Origin of the sequence: Limisphaera sp. VF-2 (genome assembly GCF_049537125.1) — a bacterium.
In the GTDB taxonomy this organism is placed as follows: Bacteria; Verrucomicrobiota; Verrucomicrobiia; order Limisphaerales; family Limisphaeraceae; genus Limisphaera.
Genome location: NZ_JBMVQY010000001.1, coordinates 1396510 through 1414141 on the forward strand (window position 1 = coordinate 1396510; position 17632 = coordinate 1414141).

Consider the following 17632-nt stretch of genomic DNA (forward strand, 5'->3'; position numbering starts at 1 on the left):
CAGGAGAGGAAAAGCCCGAGCCCTTTCCAATGCCTCGAAACCTCACCGTTCATACAACCGTTCAGCTACCCGGGCCCGGTTACATCTCCGCGTGTAGCCTGCTACGTTCTCGTAACAGCGAGGCCGTGGCGACGGGCACTCGAACTTGTCTCCGCAGTTTCCCCGGCCGGCCAGCGGTCCCGACCCCGCTGGGGAGCCTGCGGCAGCGCTGTCGGCAACGCTTCCGTACCTCCATCCCAGGGGGCGGGCAGGCCGCATCATCCCGGGAAGCGAGGGTCCTTGCTGGTGGCATGAAAGGCCTTCAGGAAATCCGCACAATGCAAAGCCGAGGTGCAAGGCGATCTCCCGCTTCTGCAATCCCGAAGTCACGGTCCTGGAACCGCGGAAAGCATCCAGGACCCGGGGCACAAACGCCCTCCAGCCCAGGACCCGCGAGTGCCGAGGCCCGATCCAGACTGGTCACTTCGCGGTCCGCGCCACGATCCCATCGTGCAAGCCTCACTGGATCGCCCACGCCCAACCGCGGCTCCCTCTCCCGCGGGTGCTTCAACAGGTCCGTCGCTGCCAAAAGGTTCAGCGCTCGCAACAAGGCCGTGGATCCGACCGGCTCGGGAACCAACAACCGACGGGGGCCGATGCGGATCGCGTCGTTCCATTTCACGGCCGCCCGCTTGCAAGTGCGGAAATGCCCGGTCCTGAATCCCATGCGCGGCGCTAATGCCAGCAGAACAAGGTCCCAAAAGATTTGTCAGATCTGCCTCGCTCCCGCGCGCCACGCGACCGAACCCACCCCCGGCAACCGCATCGGCGACAACCTTCTTGACCGGGCAACCCGGGCCGTGACCTCGAGAGACCCGGGCCGTGGAGTGGGGCGCGCCGGCCGGACCAGCCCGTGTCAGCCCAGCTTCACCGCAATCACCGGACTCGAGCTTCCTCAGCAGACGACTCGCACGCCACCGGATTCACGGGGAAGCAGGCACAGCTTGCAGAGGCCTGCACGGCCAGCCGGGGCTGGTCGAGCCGCCCCGGGGAGCGCTTCGCCGCTTCACGATTTGGGCGGTTCGCCTCGCCCGGGCCCAACGAGCGCAGGTCGCACTCCCACTGCGCAGCCTTCGTTGCCGGGCTGGGTCGCCCGGTCCGGAGCTCGCTCCCGGCGTCTTTCAGGTGCGTCAGGTTCAGTGAACGTGTGTGGTTCCACCCTTGTCCGGCACTGCGTCGGACACGGAGAAGGCGGGAGGGTTCCACGCCGGTGGCTTGACGCACAAGGGACGGTCCGTTAATTGACGCGGCGGAGTGCGCACGACCCACCAGGGCAGGATCCACCTCGTCGCGGTGAGCGCCGCTGTTTGCCTGGCCGGACTGGCGTCCGCCCGGGACGGTGGTCCGCTCCTGGATGATTTCCCCCTGACCTTGCACGAGGGGCAGCGGACCGAAGCCCTGGGGCCCTTGTTCAGTTGGGAGCGCCAACCTGGGCAACGCCGCTGGGCCGTCCATCCGTTGCTTTCCATGGAGCGTCATCCGGAGGTGGACCGGATCTCGGTGGATGTGTTCTACCCGCTGTTCACGTATGACCGGTCCGGCCCGGAATATCGGTGGCAATTCCTGCAATTGCTCAGCAGCAGCGGCGGCGCCGACCAACAAGATCGGCGCACCGACCGGTTCACGTTGTTTCCGGTGCTCTTCTGGCAACGGTCCGAGGATCCCGAACGGGACACCTTTGCCGTGCTGCCGCTTTACGGTCACTTGGAACGCCGATTGTTCCGCGACGAGATCGATGTGGTCCTTTTTCCGCTCTGGAGTCGCACCCGCAAACGGGATGTGGTCACAGAGAACTGGCTTTATCCGCTGTTCCACACCCGCCATGGCGAGGGCCTGCAGGGTTGGCAATTCTGGCCGCTGTACGGCCGCGAGGAAAAGCAGGTCACCTGGCGGACCAATCTTTGGGGCGAAGAAGAGCTTGTGGCCGGGCACTCGAAGCGGTTCGTGCTGTGGCCGTTCTATGTGGATCATCGAACCGGGCTGGGGACCGACCGCCCTTTGCACCAGAGGGCAATCGTGCCGTTTTACGCCACAACCCGCGGACCTCACTTCCAGTCCACTTCGTGGGGCTGGCCCCTGGGCCTGACCCGCAGCACCAACAGCCTCACCGGATATCAGGAAACGGCCGTTCCCTGGCCGTTCGTGGTCCGGGGCCATGGCCCCCATCGCTCGACGCATCGGTTCTGGCCGTTCTACGGGCTCACTGTCACCACCAACCAACAGCGCCAGTTTTGTTTGTGGCCCTTGTGGCAAAGCCGACGCAGCGAGTCCCCCGATCTGCTGCGGCACGACAGACGCGTCGGGCTGTTTCTGTACCGGGACCTTCGCGAAGATCCCCGCGACGGGACGGTGCGCCTGCGGCGGGATCTCTGGCCCCTGGGGACGTATCGCCAGGAGCCCGATGGCAAAGCCCGACTGCAGGTGCTGGCCCCTTTGGAACCGATTCTGCCCGCCAACCGGGGCATCGAACGCAATTACAGCCCGCTGTGGTCGCTCTGGCGCATGGAGCGGGATCCCGCCACCGGCCGCTCCAGTCGGTCGCTGTTGTGGAACCTGTTCCGCAGTGAACGGGACCCCGAGGGGCAGAAGTGCTCCCTGCTCTTCGGGCTGGTGCAACACGAATCCCGCGGTGGCAGTTGGCGTTTGCGCCTGCTCGGGTTACCCTTGCAAGGCCCGGGCGCAGCCGGAGCGGCCGCAGTGCAGGCGGATGCGGTCTCCGGCGGGCCCGGGAAGGGCGGAACAGCCTCGGAGTGAAGCACGCATTCCGACGACGAGCATGTTTCAGAACCTGGGCGAAATGATTCTGTTGTTCGGGCGCACGGTGCGTGCGTTGCCCCTGGTGTGGCGGCAGCGCCGGAAGGTGTTCGAACAGTTTTACGACATCGGCAACGCCAGCCTGTTGATGGTCTGCGTCTTGTCCTTTTTCATCGGCGCCGTGGTGGCCCTGCAGACCGGCCCGGTGCTGGTGGACCGTGCGCTGGGCGCGGCGCTGGGCGGGATCGTGGGGATTTCCATTTGCAAGGAACTGGCTCCGGTGATGATGGCCATCCTGATCGCCGGCCGAAACGGCTCCGCCATGGCCGCGGAAATCGGGTCCATGCAGGTATATCAGGAAATCGATGCGTTACGAACCATGCGGATTGACCCGGTCCATTTTCTGGTCCTGCCCCGGCTGGTGGCCCTGGCCGTGGCGCTGCCCTTGTTGGTGCTCGTTGCCATCATGGTCGGCTGGTTTGGGGGGGCCCTGGTGGCTGCGTACAACGAGCGCATCGCCATCGGTTTCCAGGCGTTCTTCGAGAACCTGCGCGACGTCGTCGCATTGGAAGACGTGGCCAACGGCCTGTTCAAGAGCCTCATCTTTGCCCTAATTGTCGGCACGGTTTGCTGTCACCAGGGTCTGACCACGCGGGGCGGCCCGCGCGGCATCGGTCGGTCCGTGACCAAGGCGGTGGTCAATTCCATCGTCCTGATCGTCATTTCGGATTACATCCTCACCCGGCTGTTGCTCTCATGAACGCCCCCTCGTCCGCCTCCGTTCCCGGTCTGGCCGTCGAAGTGCGGAATCTTCGCAAGCGGTACGGCACGCAGGAGGTGCTGCGCGGCATCAGCTTTGCGGTGGCGCCGGGCGAGGTACTGGTGATCATGGGCCCCAGCGGCAGCGGCAAAAGTGTCCTGCTGCGGCACATCATCGGGTTGGAACAGCCGGACGAGGGCGAGATCCGGCTCAATGGCCAGTCGGTGCAGGGCTCCGACGTGCTGGATCGGTACCGCCTGGCCATGGTCTTTCAATCGGCGGCCCTCTTGAACTCACTCACCGTGGCGGAAAACGTCGGGCTCTATCTGGCCGAACACCGGCTCCGGCCGCCGGAGGAAATCCGCCGCATCGTGTCGGAAAAGCTTGCCCTGGTGGGGTTGGAGGGCACCGAGGACAAGCTCCCCGGCCAACTGTCCGGCGGGATGCGCAAACGGGTGGCGATCGCGCGCGCCCTGGTCATGGAACCTCAGCTCATTTTGTATGACGAGCCCACCAGTGAGTTGGATCCACTGTCCGCCCAGGTGATCGCCGAAGAAATCCTGAGCCTCAGAGACCGGATCGGCGTCACTTCCATCGTCGTGACTCACGACAGCGCCCTGGCATTTCAAGTGGCCGACCGGATTGGGTTCCTCCACGACGGCCGTCTGGTGGCCCTGGAGAAGCCGGATCAGCTCCGGGCCCATCCCGACCCTTTGTTGCAACGCTTTCTGCAGGCCCGTGCTCATCGTCAACCGCAGGAGGTCGCACCATGAAAGACTCGCTGGAAACTCGATTGGGCATGTTCGTGGCCCTGGCCATCGTGGCCGGCGTCCTGGTCATGGAAATGGCCGGCGGCGTCGAACGTTTCCGCAAAGGACCGCGGATTCATGCCCTCTTCCAAAACGCCCTCGAACTCAAGGTGGGAGACCGCGTCAAAATGGCCGGCGTCGAAATCGGCCGCGTCGAAGCCATCCAACTCGAAGGCGACCGGGTCCGCGTGACCATGAAGCTGCGTCCGGATCATCCGGTGAACACCGAGTGCGTCGCCACCATCAAGTTCACCGGGCTCATGGGCCAGAATTACGTCTCCCTGGATTTTGGGCGGCCCGAAGCCCCTCGGGCCGCGGACGGCACCATCCTTAAGACGGCCGAGCAACCCGACTTCGCCGCCCTCATGGCCCGGCTCGACAACGTGGCCAGCGGGGTCGAAAACCTCACCCGGAGCTTCACCGGCGACCGCATCGACAACCTCCTTGGCCCGCTGACCGATTTCGTCCGCCAGAACAGCGGCGTGTTGAGCGAAACCTTCACCAACCTCAAGTCCATCACCGCCCAGGTCCGCTCCGGCCAGGGCACCTTGGGCCGGCTCGTGATGGAAGACACCCTCCACAATACTGCGCTCGAGACCGTTTCCAATCTCAACCACACCGTGGCCACGGTCCAGACCACCCTTCAGGATGCCCGTCAAATCGTTCTCGACGTCCGCGCCGGCCAGGGCACCCTGGGCCGACTCGTCACCGATCCCAGCCTGTTCCAGGAAACCACCAACGCCGTGGTCCAACTCCGGGAGATCCTGCAAAAGATCAACCGTGGGGACGGCTCGGTCGGGAAACTCGTCAACGACGAAGCCCTCTACAAAAACGCGCGCCTCACCCTGCAGAAGCTCGACAAGGCGACCGAAGGTCTCGAAGACCAGGGTCCCCTCAGCGTCGTCAGCATGCTGGTCAACACCCTGTTCTAACCCCGCGCCTGCGCCCCTGCGATTCCCCCCATGAGCACCCGACGCATTTACGAGGAAATGGCGCGGCTCTCCGCCGCCGGCCAACCCTTCGTGCTCGGCCTCATCGCCGGCGTGAAGGGTTCCAGCCCTCAACGCACCGGCGCCAAGGCCCTCTTCCTCCCCGACGGCCGCATCATCGGCACCCTCGGAGGCGGCTGCCTCGAAGCCGAAGTCCACGCCCGGGCGCGCCGCGCCCTTCAGACCGGTCAGCCCGACACCTTCGACCTGCTCCTTGACCATGACTTCGGTTGGGACGACGGCCTGATCTGCGGCGGCCGTGTCTTCGGCCTGATCCTGCCCCATGCCAGCCAGGCCGGCCCTTTGTGGGCCGAGCTGGCCCAGACTTCCACCCCCGTCCGGTGGGGCGTTCGCCAGGACTTCTCGATCCAGCGCATCGACGCAGCAGGAGGATCCTGGCTCTACCAGGAAACCGTCAGCCCGCCGTGTGCCCTCTGGATCGCCGGCTCCGGCCATGTGGCCCAGGCCGTGGCCCCCTTGGCGCTCCAGCTGGATTTCACGGTGACCGTATTCGACGACCGGCCCGGCCTGGCCAATTACGATTTCTTTCCGCCCGCCACCCGCCTGGAAGTCGGCCCCTGGCATGAACTGCTCAGCCGTCCCCTGCCGCAGGTGCCCACCTTCGGTCTCATCGTCACCCGCGGCCACCAACATGATGCCCTCGTGCTGTCCGAATGGATCCACCAGCCCTTCGCCTTCCTTGGCATGATCGGCAGCCGCCGCAAGGCCCGGCTCATCCGCGAGCAGTTCCTCCGTCAAAAGCTTGCCACTCCGGAACAACTGGACCGCGTCGTTTGTCCCGTGGGTTTGCCCATCCACGCCATCGGCGTTCACGAGATCGCTGTCAGCGTCCTGGCACAGTTCATCCAACACCGGGCCGAACTGCTCGGCCTGGCCAAGCCCCGTCCGGCCGTGGAGCCGGAAACCGAAGCCTGCTCCGCTCCCCCAACTGTCGCGCCTCCTCAGACCTGACAGTGCGGGCAATAATACGAGCTTCGCCCTCCTTGAACGGCCCGCCGAATCGCCCCGCCACACCGCCGACAGGGTTGCCCCTCCCGATCGTACACCGCGAACCGCTCCTGCACCGCGACCGCACTCCCCTCGGCCCGCCCGAAGTAAAACAACCGGTCACCCCGACCCCGGGCCCAATCCAACGGCACCGTGCTCCCCAACCGGATCGCCCGCTGCAACACCCGCCGGATCGCGGAGGCCAGCCGCCCACATTCCCGCTCGGTCAAGTCTCGGGCGGACCGAAAGGGTGAAATCCGCGCCACCCACAAACTCTCGCTGACGTAAATGTTCCCCAACCCGGCCACCACGGCCTGATCCAACAGCCGCACTTTCACAGCCTGCCGCGACTCGCCCAACCGCAGGCGCAACTGCCGCCCGTTGAAGGTTCGATCCAACGGCTCCGGACCGAGACGCGTCAACACCGACTCGTCCAAACCGCACCGGCCGAACCCCCGCGGATCCGAAAACACCAGACGCCGGTCTCCGTCCAGCTCCCAGACCATCGCGGCATGGAGAGGCAACGGACCACCCGCCGCCTCCACCCAAACCCGTCCGGACATCCCCAAATGCAAAAGCACCCGGCCCGCCGGTTTGCTGTCCTCGGTGGTCAAGTCCATCACGATGTACTTGGCGCGACGTCCCACCCGCGCCACGCGCTTTCCTCGCAGGCGTCGGGCCACCTCCTCCGGGGCCGCCGGCCGCACCGCCCGCGCCCGGAGCACCTGACACCGGCGGATCCACGAGCCCACCAAACAGGGCTGCAGAAACCGCACCAGCACTTCCACCTCGGGCAGCTCCGGCATGAGAATCGCCTCACCGTTGCCCCAGTCGCCGCAACAAGTCGAGCACCTCTTCTTCCCCCGGAGGCTCGAAGGACTGATAATACTGCCCCACCGCGGCAAATGCGGGATCCTGCCACAGCACATGCACCTGGTCGACCACCCGACCCAGGCGCTCCACCGTGTCCGGAGCGGCCACCGGCGCCGCCAGAATCACCTGCTCCGCGTCCTGCTTGCGCACCGCCAGGGCCGCCGCATACGCGGTCGCCCCCGTGGCAAAGCCGTCGTCCACCAAGAGCACCCGACGCCGCCGCAGGGCCGGCACCCCGTACGGATGCCAACGCTGTCGGTACTCCTCCAGGCGACGCTGTTCCTCACGCACCACCCCGGCCAGGGCCCGATGCAACGCCGGGTCCAGTCCCACCAGGGTCCGGTCCAACCACAACACATCCGGCTCCGCCAAGGCCCCCAATGCAAACTCCGGGTTCGCCGGATGCCCGATTTTCCGCACCACCCACGTGTCCAGCGGCACCCCCAAGCGTTCTGCCACCGGCGCGGCCACCACCACACCACCCCGCGGCAGTCCCAGCACCCAGTCCGGCTCCAGCCCCCGTGCGGCCAGCAACTCCGCCAGCCTCTGTCCCGCTTCCTCTCGCGACGCAAACATCATCGGACCACGCTACGTGCTCCTGGGCATCCGTGCAAAGTGGAGAATCGAGCCCCATGGATGCGGCGAACGCCCGCGATTGAGCCGCGTCCGCTGCGCAGTGCCGCGAGAACGACCCACCGCACACACGGAAACCTTCCGGCGCGGGCAGGCTGCGCGACCCACGCTCCTCCCGGGTCACCGGGCGTGTTCACCCATCCGAAGGCGGCCTTCCCGGTCGCCGACGCCCGCCCAGCGCCCGCACCCTCGATTCAAGAACCCACCGGGCTCTGATTCCCGCCGAGCGCAGGCCCCGTGCCGGGGACAACCGCGGGATCTGCGAGTTTTTCGAAACCGCCGGGCGGGGCAAACGCTCGCGCGCCGTGCATTCCCGGTGCCGGCGGCGCGGAGGGCCACGGTCAAACCGTTTCCCGCAAACCGGCGAAGCCCGGCACGGCCTTCGCGCGGCGCCGCGGAATTCCCTACTCCGTGTTGGGATACGACCCGAGCACCTTCACGAAGTTGCAATGATCCGCCAGCAGCTTCAGGGCCCGCGCCAGTCGCGGTTCCTCGGCATGGCCCTCGACGTCGATGAAGAAGAAATACTCCCAGGCCTTCCGCCGGCTGGGGCGCGACTCGATCTTGGTCATGTTGATGCGGCAGCGGCGAAACGCCGCCAGCGCACTGTGCAACGCGCCCACCTTGTGCGTGACGCTGATCATCAGACTGGTGCGATCGTTCCCCGTCGGCGGCGTCGTCTGCCGGCCCAACACCAGAAACCGCGTGGCGTTGGTGGCGTTGTCCTGGATGTCGTACTCCAGAATCGGCAGCCGGTATTTTTCCGCCGCCAACACGCCGGCAATGGCCGCCGCATACCGCGTTTGCCGGGCCAGCTCCGCCGACCGGGCGTTGGAGGACGTTTCGATGATCTCCACCTTGGGCAGGTTGGCCTGCACCCAAGCGCGGCACTGGCCCAGCGACTGGGGATGGGCGAACAGTTTGCGGATCTTCGATTTCGGATAGCGACTGAGCAGGCAATGCTGAATGGGCAGCACGATCTGCGACACGATCTTGAGGTCGCTGTCCACAAACATGTCCAGCGTGTGCGTCACCACGCCCTCGGTCGAGTTCTCGACCGGCACCACACCATAGTCCGCCCGGCCCTTGCTCACCTCGTGGAAGACATCGGCAATGGTCTTCAACGGCACGTACTTCAGACTCGAGCCGAACCGTTGAATGGCGGCCTGATGCGTAAAGGTCGCCTCCGGTCCGAGGTAGGCCACGATCAACGTCTTCTCCAGCGCCAGCGCACTGGACATGATCTCCCGGTAGATCGCCCGCAGTTGCTCGTTGGTGATGGGCCCTTTGTTCAGCCGACAGACCCGTTGCAACACCGCCTGCTCCCGATGCGGGGCGTACACCTCCTGGCCGGCCCGGCGTTTCAGCTCGCCAATGGCCAGCACGTGCCGCGTCCGCTCGTTCAGCAACCGGACGATCTGCTGGTCGATCCGGTCAATGGCTTTGCGATGCTCCTGAATGTGCATAGCCCGGGTCCAGCATACCCAACCCCCGGTCCCTGTGGGCAGGAAAAAGTGGGGCCCGTCGGACGAGCAGGTCTGCCTCCCGACTCCGGAGTGCCCCTTCCCCCGGCAACCGGTTCGGGGGCTTCGGGGCGCACGGGAGGGGCGCCCCTGCCTCCGCAACGCCCCTTCCCACCTGCGCTGCCCCGCCCCCTTGGATGGCCGAAGCACCGACGCACAGGCGGTGTCTTCCAACGAGGCAGGTCCCGCCGCCAGGGTTCGAGGATCGCAACGCCGTGCAGCGGGTCCGTCGTCCCCGCCCCGGGCAGGTGGTTGAATAAGTCGCACGAGAAGTGGACCCCCATGCCCGGAGGCGCCATCAAACAGGTATGGGTGCCCCCAGGATCCAGCCCGAACTCTTCGGTGTCCCGAACCTCAACGCCGCAGCAGGGGCGAATCACCCATTGCGCGCCATCAAGCGCCGCGTGGACGTGAGCCTCAAGGAACGCTCGCCCCTGTTGGACAAGCCGGACGAGCGGAAGGGTCGGCCCTGCCCCCGCCGAGCAACTGCTGAAGACCCGCCGGTGGAGCCCTCTCGACGGCGGCCGAACAAGGCGTCCTGGTGCGAGCCGATCGACTACAACCTGCTCTGGCTCTGGGTCCCGGACTGCGTGTTCAGCGAGGGCAGCTCTGATCCCAGCTCCCCGGCCAAGAGCTGCCATCGCGTGCCTTCCTCCGACGTGGCCGGGCTCTTCTCTGCTAAGGGCCACAAGCCGTCGCACCCAACGGGCCAGACCCGCGATGACTACTCCACCGTCAGCAGCCTGCTCAACGAGTCGTGGGCAAGCCTGAAGCCCTTCGTCCGCAACGACAGCGCGGCTGCGGCAAAAGTGCAATCGGCCAGGGACGAAGACGCCGGCAATCCGAGCTGCCCCCTCTGCGGGGAAAGCCCGGGCGACGCCCCGCTCCAGAGCAGCACCGAGCCACAGGGCGTACCGGACTGCAAAGCCAGGAGGTTAGTGGCCCGGCTCCGTTTTGGCAGGCACATTGTGACGGATCACTGCCATGGGTCGTTCGCCGACCTCACCATCCATGATCCTTTAGCCGGGCCGGAGCCCGGCGATGGCTCTGCTCCACGGTCAGGTTCATCCAGAACTGCCGGAAGGGCTGCCGCTCTGAAGACGGCTGGCGACGGCCAGGACCCTTATTTCGTCTCCTTGAAGGTCGCCTTTTCCCCGACCTCCGCAACCCGGCACAAGGGACACGCCCCATGATCGCGGGGTCCGCGCAGCGGCCGCGGGATGGCCGAATACCAAAGGTCGAGCGTTGCGCCTCCCGCGAGGGCGAACCTCGGAGGGGCCCTTCGCTCCTCGGCACCGTGCACTCTTCTGGCCTGTCAGTCAGACCCGATGATGTCGTCAGGGTCGTGTGCGGATACAGCGCCCGTGGTGACCTTCATGAACATCCGGTAGCTGTTCAGGATGGCGTATGGAGTGATTCCCCCTTCGTAAAGAAATTGATAGTCGCAACAAAGCGTGGTGGGCTTCAGCATGGAGAAGCGCACGCAGATCAGGCGATTATTGAGCGTATTGACAAACTCAAGCTTCTTTGCCTCCGGTACGCCGGCCTTTAGGCGCCACAGGGAGAAAAATGTAATCAACTTTTTTTCCTTGTTGACCCGGACAAAGGTCTTGACACCGTTTTCCTCGATCTTCAGGTCACCATCCTCGTCGAACTCGGCCTTCATCAGGGCGGTCTCAAAGATGGTCTTTATCTTCCCCAGGGTAACATCGGCCTCGGGCACGGGCGTGGAGAGATCGGCCGCTGTCGCCACAAACGTGGACAATACCGCACCTACGAGGGCCGCGAACAGTCGGCGCACGGGTTTCGTGATCATCATTGTCTGTCTCCTTTCTGTTTGGTGTTTGCTGATCGCCAGTTGCGGGAAAAAGGTGAAGGCTCACCCAGATTGGTCCTTGTAGTTACGCCTGCTCAAGGGAGGGTTCGTTCCGCCACCTTCGTTTGTGGCACGGTCGGCATAACCGGCGACTTTCAAAAGGTCGATGACTTCAGCCGGAGCATTCCGGAGGCCACCCTTGTCGCAGGATGAGCGATGTATGCCTGCGGCCCCGCCCCGCTGCAGGAGCTCTGGCCGGTCCAACACTGCCCGGGCTTTCGGGCCCGGCATGGGCGCCCCGTTCACGGGGTCACCCCCTTCGGGCTGGTGGCGCGGCAGGCACAAGCGGTGCGGTACAAAGCTTCCGGTTGCTTACGTTCTCCAAAGTCCGGCTCCGTCACAACGTCACCCGCGCGCTTTCTCCGGCCGCGGAACAGGAAATGAGCGCGGCGGCCACCGACCAGAACCAGCGCTCTGCTGCCTGCGATCTCTTCCGCCGGGTCGGCACCCGCCACGGTCCGGGGCAGGTCAGGGGTTGCATACAATACCCCGACACCCGCCTGCTGTGGGAACAAGACAAAGGCCCGCCACCCCCGGGTCGTTCGATGAGCGTCCCGGCCCCGATCAGCCAACTGGATTCCATCCGGGCCAAAGCCCAACCCCGTGGCTGGCGCCCCCGGGTTCCCGATTGCGTGATTCACCAGAGTCAGCCTGACACCAGCCCCTGGCGCCGCCATCAGGCCGGCGGCTCCCCGGATCTGCGCCGGCACAACAAGCACCAGCTGGTCTTCATCGAGCCTTTGAGGCTCTCCGGTCGTTGTTTCCAACTGCTGGCCGACCGGCTCTTTGTTCCAGCACTTTACGGATGGTGGAGCAACCTCGCTGGAGAGTGGGAACGGCTGCGTCCATGGGATTCCCCGCACCGCTGCTGCGTGTGGGACCGCTGCCCCATTGCCCGCGCGGGATGAGCTCTCACCGTTCCCGACCAGGAGCCATTCCACCGGCCCTTGTGCCCGGTCTGGCAGGCCGACAGCCTGGCGAACCGCAAGGCCCTTCGTAGCAATCCTCTGCCTCAGCGGCGCCTCACAGAGTTCCATGCCTTGTCCCCCTGCCGCGGGAACAGCCGCGGGGAACTCGAGGTTTGGCGTCAAGTCCGGGCCCGCCTTCCGATCCCCTGGGGGCGCGGCGCCTCGCCTCTCACGGCCAATTCGGGCGCGCTGCCGCAGAACATCAAAGCCGGGATCAACCGTCGCTTCAGGCCACAGGGCCGGAGTTGTTATCCGGTTTCGGCCGGGCCGCTGTTGCAACCCGCACGCCCGGCCCCCGATTTCCAGCGCTGGTCTGGCTGGCGCCACCCCGACCCCACATTTCCCCTCAACCCCAATCCACCTTCAGCCCACCCCAACTGACAGCGGGCGCAGACCACCCTTTCGGCTTGTTTGTAGAGGGTTCCAGTTTCCGATCGGTGCTTGCGTTCACGCTTCTACGCCCCGCTCCTGTCTCACAAGAGAGCGTGGCAGTTCGCGTAGCAGTTGAGGCCACGCGGGCACCCTGACGCGGTTGGGCAGGCGGGGTCAAGGAGAATCTCGCAGATTCTTTGGGAAGGCCTGGATACGTTGTGCTCCCGGTCGGAAACCTCGAGGTTACCAGCCCCCCGGCCGCAAAGAACATCTCCTGCAGGGGTGGCGTCGGCGCCGCAAAGCACCCCGGACATCTTCCTTGCGTGCACGGAACCTGCTCTGCGCTCTGCTTGGCCGCGCGCCACCGCCACTGGCTCTGGCAGTGGTTCGTCGCCTGCGCCCGCCCCACGGCCATGAAACCGCCGCACGTCATTCCGGTTGCTCCCCCAATACCGTGCGCAGATGAACCCGACACCACCACCCCGGCAAACGTGTGGCAAACCAACAGCGGCAGTGAACTCCCCGAAAACTTGCAGCGGTGCGGCTTGCCCGCCACCGTTCGCACCTCGGGCTCCCGGCACCGTTCCATCCCACCCATATGCTCCCCTCGGCAGAGCAACGTCCAAACCGTCCACCGCCTCCTCGAAAACGAGTTGGCCGACCGCGCAAAACCTTCCCCAGCCCGGCCGACTTCTCGGCCATGGCCACCAGCCGATACCGCTTCTCCAAGCCCGGCCATTCCAGCCATGGGAAAGAATGGCAAAGTCTCTGGAGATCCTCCAATCCCGGGATCCAAACCTGGGCCCAGCCCGCTTGGCCCGGGTCTCCTTAAACATCTCCGACGGCCAGAACCTCTCACCCGACGGGAAGTGCCCTCGCCCATTGATCCGCGGCGCACGTTTCCACATCCCCCTGCAGGGCCATAACCCGCACGGCAGCCTTTCCGGGCCACCCCATCCCACCCTTGATGCGTATTGCCCACGGACTGCGGAACCGCTTGCCTGAGGGAGGCGATGGGAAACGCAACCGAGATCCCCTACGAGTGGTTGTGGTTCGATGCCGACGGCGTGGTTTTCGATTACGACCGAGCCGAGCAAGAGGCACTGGCCTGCGCCCTTCGCAGCTTCGGTCACTCGCTCACGCCGGGGCTGTTGAAAACCTACCGCGCGATCAACCAGGAACTCTGGGCGGCATTGGAACGATCGGAGATCTCCGCGGCGGAACTTAAAACCCTGCGTTTCGAACGTTTTCTGTCCGCCGCCCAACTGCCGGGCAACGGCGCCGAGTTCGGGGAACGCTACCTGGAGGCCCTCGCCCGCATGCACATGCTGTGGCCGGGGTGCGAGACCTTCCTGCCGCGGCTCCGGAGCCGATACCGACTCGGCCTTCTTACGAACGGACTGCTGCGCGTCCAGCAGCCCCGCTTGGAACGGGCCGGACTCTTGATCTGCTTCGACGTGGTCCTGATCTCCGAGGAAATCGGCGCCGCCAAGCCAAGCCGGACCTTCTACCAAATCGCCTGGGAACAGTCCGGCCGACCGCCCCTCCAACGCGTGCTCATGATCGGGGACAATTGGAACGCCGACGTCGCGGGCGCCGCCGCCTTCGGCGTGCACACCTGCTGGTTCAATCCGGAGGGGCGTTCCGTCCCGGACAACCCTGCCGTCCAACGCGTGGTCCGTTCCTGGGCGGAGCTGGCTGAATGGCTGCTACCCGAACACCCCGCCACGCTCGGGGCATGGAATCCGCCCTTCCAACCGCTGTCTCACCGACGACGGTTCCAATAAACCTTCACGTTCCGCGTGGCCCGACCCGTGGCCACCAGGTCAACGTCGCCGTCCCCGTCCAAATCTGCCGCCGCCAAATCTTCGCAGGCCATTCGATCGTCCAGGAGGATCATCTCCCACTGGCGGCCCCGAGCGTCGCGCGATACCCACAAGGCCACGCCGACGGTCGAATCCGGACCCGGCCGACCCCGCCACCCCACGGCAATCTGGTCGTTCCCCAATCCCAAAAAATCCGCCGCCGCCAGTGCGTGCCCCTCCACCAGGTTCGTGGTGAGTACCGTCCGGACCCAGCGGTCGTTCGCCCACCGGTACGCGCTCAAACAATGACCATGCATGGGCTCCACCGCCGCCAGGAAGCGGCTGCCATCCGCCCCATGGCCGACGCGAACCTCGCCCATGCCACCCAGGTCATTCGTGGCCAGGAGCGTCAGCGTGGATGGTTGCCCCGGAGCCGGATCCCAGAGATACAGTCCCTGACGCGAGGCCACGACCAGTTCATCCGGCGGATCGGCATCCCAGGCGACCACATCGAAGTTGTGCGTCTTGTTGAGCGCTTCGAACAACAGGACCCGCGACCAACCTCCTGAGCCGGGACCGGACGGCGTGTACCGGTGCACCCGAACCCCCGCGCCGACCCCGCTGCGCGGATCGTTGCCCCGGCCGTGCAAGGGCAGGCTGACGAGAGTCTGTCGCCCCTGTTCGTCGCGCGCCCACCGAATCCGATGCAGCGTCGGTTCGGCCGGCAACGGATGCGGCCGCCACGGACCGGTCCGCTCCGCCCCGGCCTCCAGCCAGAACAGCGCTCCCGCGCCCACCGTGTCCGACGGATTCCAGCCCGCACCGGCCACCACCTCGGCCCGACCGTCCCCGTCCAGGTCGGCCGCCGCAACACACACGTGATCCCGCTCCGTCAAACGCTCCGCCATCACGTGTCGTGTCCAATCCGGGTTCCGATACCAAAGCACCCTGTGCTGATCGGCCACGATCAGGTCCGGTCGCCCATCCGCGTCCACATCCGCGATCGCCACGCCGTAGCCGATGCGAATCGCATCGTCCACGGTTTGCGCTTCGAAGCGCACCGACGCCGCGCCGCCGCCGAGGGCGCTTGCGGTCCACAAGCCAACCCAGCACCAAAGCCATCGCATACCTGCAATGCATGTCCCTGATGCGAGCGTCTTGCAACTCGGGCCCCGGAGAAATCCCGCCAGCCGTCCACCTATGGGGCCGCTGTTCAGTCGCACGTTTCGTGCATGGTTCCGAGCTCTGGGTGCCCGGGACACCAGCTTGCAATCCGCCGGCCGGTGGACGGTCTGGACGCCTTCCCCGATCCGGGCTCAACGAGTGACGAGCCGAATCTCCCGCTGCCATCGCACGGGCCCCGGTTCTCCACCTTGCTCCCAGAAGAGGCGCCAACACCGCGCCCTCGCAACCGGTGTTGCGGCCGCGCCGAGGGTTCTCGTCCGGGCCCGGCCCTGTCTTTCCTCCTCGGTGAGTGTGGAGGATTCCTCATTCAACCAGCCGGACCGTACAAGGCAGCGGACTGTGGACAACTCCGGCCGGGCCACATGTCTCTTGGGCGTGGGTCCCTCGGGCTCCGGCACTCGGACGTCCCATGGTGCACTACGGGCTCTGAAAAGCCTCGAAAGCCCGGCGGATCCTCAGGTCTTGCGAGGGCAAAACCGATGGCAAACGACCCTTCCTCGGGACCCTTCAATTCGGGGCGCAAAAACGGAAATGCTCCGGGGTTCCGAGAGTCCAAACTTTGAGCTGGCTTTGGCCCAAGGGCACGGGAACGTTGGTGTGCCGTGCCCGAACGGTCCGATTCCGGTCCCAAGGGGTTGGGCGGGTTCAGCCCCCCGGCGCCTCAGGGACCCTCGAGCGCGTACAGCCGCGACGGATTGGAGGAAGAATGCGTTCATGAAACCGAAGAAACGCGTCGAACAGGCATACCGGCTGGCCCGGGAACGTTATGCAGCCCTGGGCGTGGATACGGAAAAAGCCCTGAAGACCCTTTCACAGTTGCGCGTCTCTCTGCACTGCTGGCAGGGAGATGACGTGCGCGGTTTCGAGGGCGGCGCGGACGCCCCCGGCGGAGGCCTGGCGGTTACGGGGGCGTATCCCGGCCGGGCGCGCACGCCGGACGAATTGCGCGCCGATGCCGAGAAAGCCTTCTCCCTCATCCCGGGCCGCCACCGATTCAATCTCCACGCCATCTACGGGGAGTTCGGGGGACGCAAGGTGGAACGGAACGAGATTGAACTCCGGCACTTTCGGGGCTGGATCGACTGGGCCCGCCAGTTGGGCATCGGGCTCGATTTCAATCCGACCTGTTTCGCTCACCCGCTGGCGGCAGACGGCTTTACCTTGTCCCATCCGGACCGGTCGATCCGACGATACTGGATCGAGCACTGCCAGCGCTGTCGGGAAATCGGCGCGGCCATGGGCCGCGCGCTGGGCACCCCCACCGTGACCAACGTGTGGATCCCCGACGGGATGAAGGACCTGCCCGCGGATCGACGAGGTCCGCGCGAGCGGCTCCTGGAGGCCCTCGACGAGGTCTTCCGCAAGCCGTTGTCCCCGCGGCACAACCTGGATGCCGTGGAGGGCAAACTCTTCGGAATCGGCGCCGAGAGCTACACCGTCGGCATGCACGAGTTCTACCTGGGCTACGCCGTCAGCCGGGGCAAGTTGCTCTGCCTGGACGCCGGTCACTATCACCCCACGGAAAGTCTCGCGGACAAAATCTCGTCCGTGCTGTGCTACGTGCCGGGCATCCTGCTGCACGTCAGCCGCGGCGTGCGCTGGGACAGCGATCACGTCGTCATCGTGAACGATGACCTGCTGGCCATCGCCCAGGAGCTCGTCCGGGGGCGGTACCTGGATCGCACCCACCTGGGGCTGGATTTCTTCGATGCCAGCATCAACCGCGTAGCGGCCTGGGTGATCGGCGCACGCAGTCTGTTACGGGCCCTGTTGTTCGCGCTGCTGGAACCGTGGCCCCAGTATCAGGCCCTGGAACGCGCGGGCGATTACACGGGCCGCCTGGCCCTCATGGAGGAGGCCAAACACCTGCCCTGGGGCGCCGTGTGGGATTACTATTGCGCCCAACAGGGCGTGCCCGTGGGCGAAGCCTGGTTGGAGGAGGTGCGGGCCTACGAGAACCAGGTCCTGCGACAGCGGCAATAAGTCTGTCCTCATCCACTCCGGAGAAGGGCGGGCCGTCCCATAACCCGCGGGCGGG

General features: G+C 65.7%; 14 protein-coding genes. 9 read left to right on the forward strand and 5 right to left on the reverse strand.

Annotated features, from left to right (window positions below; genetic code table 11):
- Nucleotides 1-1293 precede the first annotated feature (1293 nt).
- The 5 genes from ACPDIT_RS05055 to ACPDIT_RS05075 are packed head-to-tail and all read left to right on the forward strand — an operon-like array spanning nucleotide 1294 to nucleotide 6323.
- Entirely contained in the window at nucleotides 1294-2793 is a 1500-nt protein-coding gene (locus tag ACPDIT_RS05055) for a hypothetical protein (protein ID WP_423442085.1), read from the forward strand.
- Nucleotides 2794-2815: 22 nt separating this feature from the next.
- The gene (locus ACPDIT_RS05060) at nucleotides 2816-3553 is read left to right on the forward strand and encodes an MlaE family ABC transporter permease (protein WP_423442086.1); all 738 of its coding nucleotides are present in this window, start codon (nucleotides 2816-2818) and stop codon (nucleotides 3551-3553) included.
- Nucleotides 3550-4326, forward strand: coding sequence for an ABC transporter ATP-binding protein (locus tag ACPDIT_RS05065; protein ID WP_423442087.1), 777 nt, complete (start codon nucleotides 3550-3552; stop codon nucleotides 4324-4326). Before ACPDIT_RS05060 ends, ACPDIT_RS05065 begins: the two co-directional genes overlap by 4 nt.
- Nucleotides 4323-5294, forward strand: a complete 972-nt coding sequence (locus ACPDIT_RS05070; protein WP_423442088.1) for an MlaD family protein — start codon at nucleotides 4323-4325, stop codon at nucleotides 5292-5294. Before ACPDIT_RS05065 ends, ACPDIT_RS05070 begins: the two co-directional genes overlap by 4 nt.
- 30 nt (nucleotides 5295-5324) lie before the next feature.
- On the forward strand, nucleotides 5325-6323 hold the full coding sequence (locus ACPDIT_RS05075; protein ID WP_423442089.1) for an XdhC family protein: 999 nt from the start codon (nucleotides 5325-5327) through the stop codon (nucleotides 6321-6323).
- Here the strand turns inward: ACPDIT_RS05075 and mutM are convergent.
- From mutM to pheA, 3 genes are all read right to left on the reverse strand, one after another.
- Nucleotides 6314-7165 (reverse strand): bifunctional DNA-formamidopyrimidine glycosylase/DNA-(apurinic or apyrimidinic site) lyase, encoded by an 852-nt coding sequence (gene mutM, locus ACPDIT_RS05080; protein ID WP_423442090.1) that lies wholly within the window; start codon nucleotides 7163-7165, stop codon nucleotides 6314-6316. The genes ACPDIT_RS05075 and mutM overlap by 10 nt on opposite strands.
- Before the next feature lie 10 nt (nucleotides 7166-7175).
- Nucleotides 7176-7811: a phosphoribosyltransferase gene (locus ACPDIT_RS05085; protein ID WP_423442091.1), complete on the reverse strand. Its 636-nt coding sequence runs from the start codon at nucleotides 7809-7811 to the stop codon at nucleotides 7176-7178.
- Nucleotides 7812-8269: 458 nt separating this feature from the next.
- Nucleotides 8270-9331, reverse strand: a complete 1062-nt coding sequence (pheA, locus tag ACPDIT_RS05090; protein ID WP_423442092.1) for a prephenate dehydratase — start codon at nucleotides 9329-9331, stop codon at nucleotides 8270-8272.
- A 365-nt stretch (nucleotides 9332-9696) separates the two neighbouring features.
- Here pheA and ACPDIT_RS05095 point away from each other — a divergent pair, with 365 nt between their 5' ends.
- Complete coding sequence (locus ACPDIT_RS05095; RefSeq protein ID WP_423442093.1) at nucleotides 9697-10581, forward strand: hypothetical protein; 885 nt, start codon at nucleotides 9697-9699, stop codon at nucleotides 10579-10581.
- A 122-nt stretch (nucleotides 10582-10703) separates the two neighbouring features.
- Here ACPDIT_RS05095 and ACPDIT_RS05100 read toward each other — a convergent pair whose 3' ends face one another.
- Entirely contained in the window at nucleotides 10704-11207 is a 504-nt protein-coding gene (locus tag ACPDIT_RS05100; protein ID WP_423442094.1) for a YbjN domain-containing protein, read from the reverse strand.
- Nucleotides 11208-11572: 365 nt separating this feature from the next.
- Here ACPDIT_RS05100 and ACPDIT_RS05105 point away from each other — a divergent pair, with 365 nt between their 5' ends.
- Together ACPDIT_RS05105 and ACPDIT_RS05110 are read left to right on the forward strand one after the other, a co-directional pair.
- Nucleotides 11573-12172 carry a hypothetical protein gene (locus ACPDIT_RS05105; protein ID WP_423442095.1) on the forward strand — a complete coding sequence of 200 codons (600 nt, stop codon included), beginning with the start codon at nucleotides 11573-11575 and terminating at the stop codon, nucleotides 12170-12172.
- A gap of 1445 nt (nucleotides 12173-13617) precedes the next feature.
- The gene (locus ACPDIT_RS05110; RefSeq protein ID WP_423442096.1) at nucleotides 13618-14391 is read left to right on the forward strand and encodes a YjjG family noncanonical pyrimidine nucleotidase; all 774 of its coding nucleotides are present in this window, start codon (nucleotides 13618-13620) and stop codon (nucleotides 14389-14391) included.
- Here ACPDIT_RS05110 and ACPDIT_RS05115 read toward each other — a convergent pair.
- Nucleotides 14370-15536, reverse strand: coding sequence for an FG-GAP repeat domain-containing protein (locus ACPDIT_RS05115; protein WP_423442097.1), 1167 nt, complete (start codon nucleotides 15534-15536; stop codon nucleotides 14370-14372). The genes ACPDIT_RS05110 and ACPDIT_RS05115 overlap by 22 nt on opposite strands.
- Before the next feature lie 772 nt (nucleotides 15537-16308).
- Between ACPDIT_RS05115 and ACPDIT_RS05120 the strand changes: the two genes are divergently transcribed.
- Nucleotides 16309-17577 carry an L-rhamnose isomerase gene (locus ACPDIT_RS05120; RefSeq protein WP_423442098.1) on the forward strand — a complete coding sequence of 423 codons (1269 nt, stop codon included), beginning with the start codon at nucleotides 16309-16311 and terminating at the stop codon, nucleotides 17575-17577.
- Nucleotides 17578-17632 lie beyond the last annotated feature (55 nt).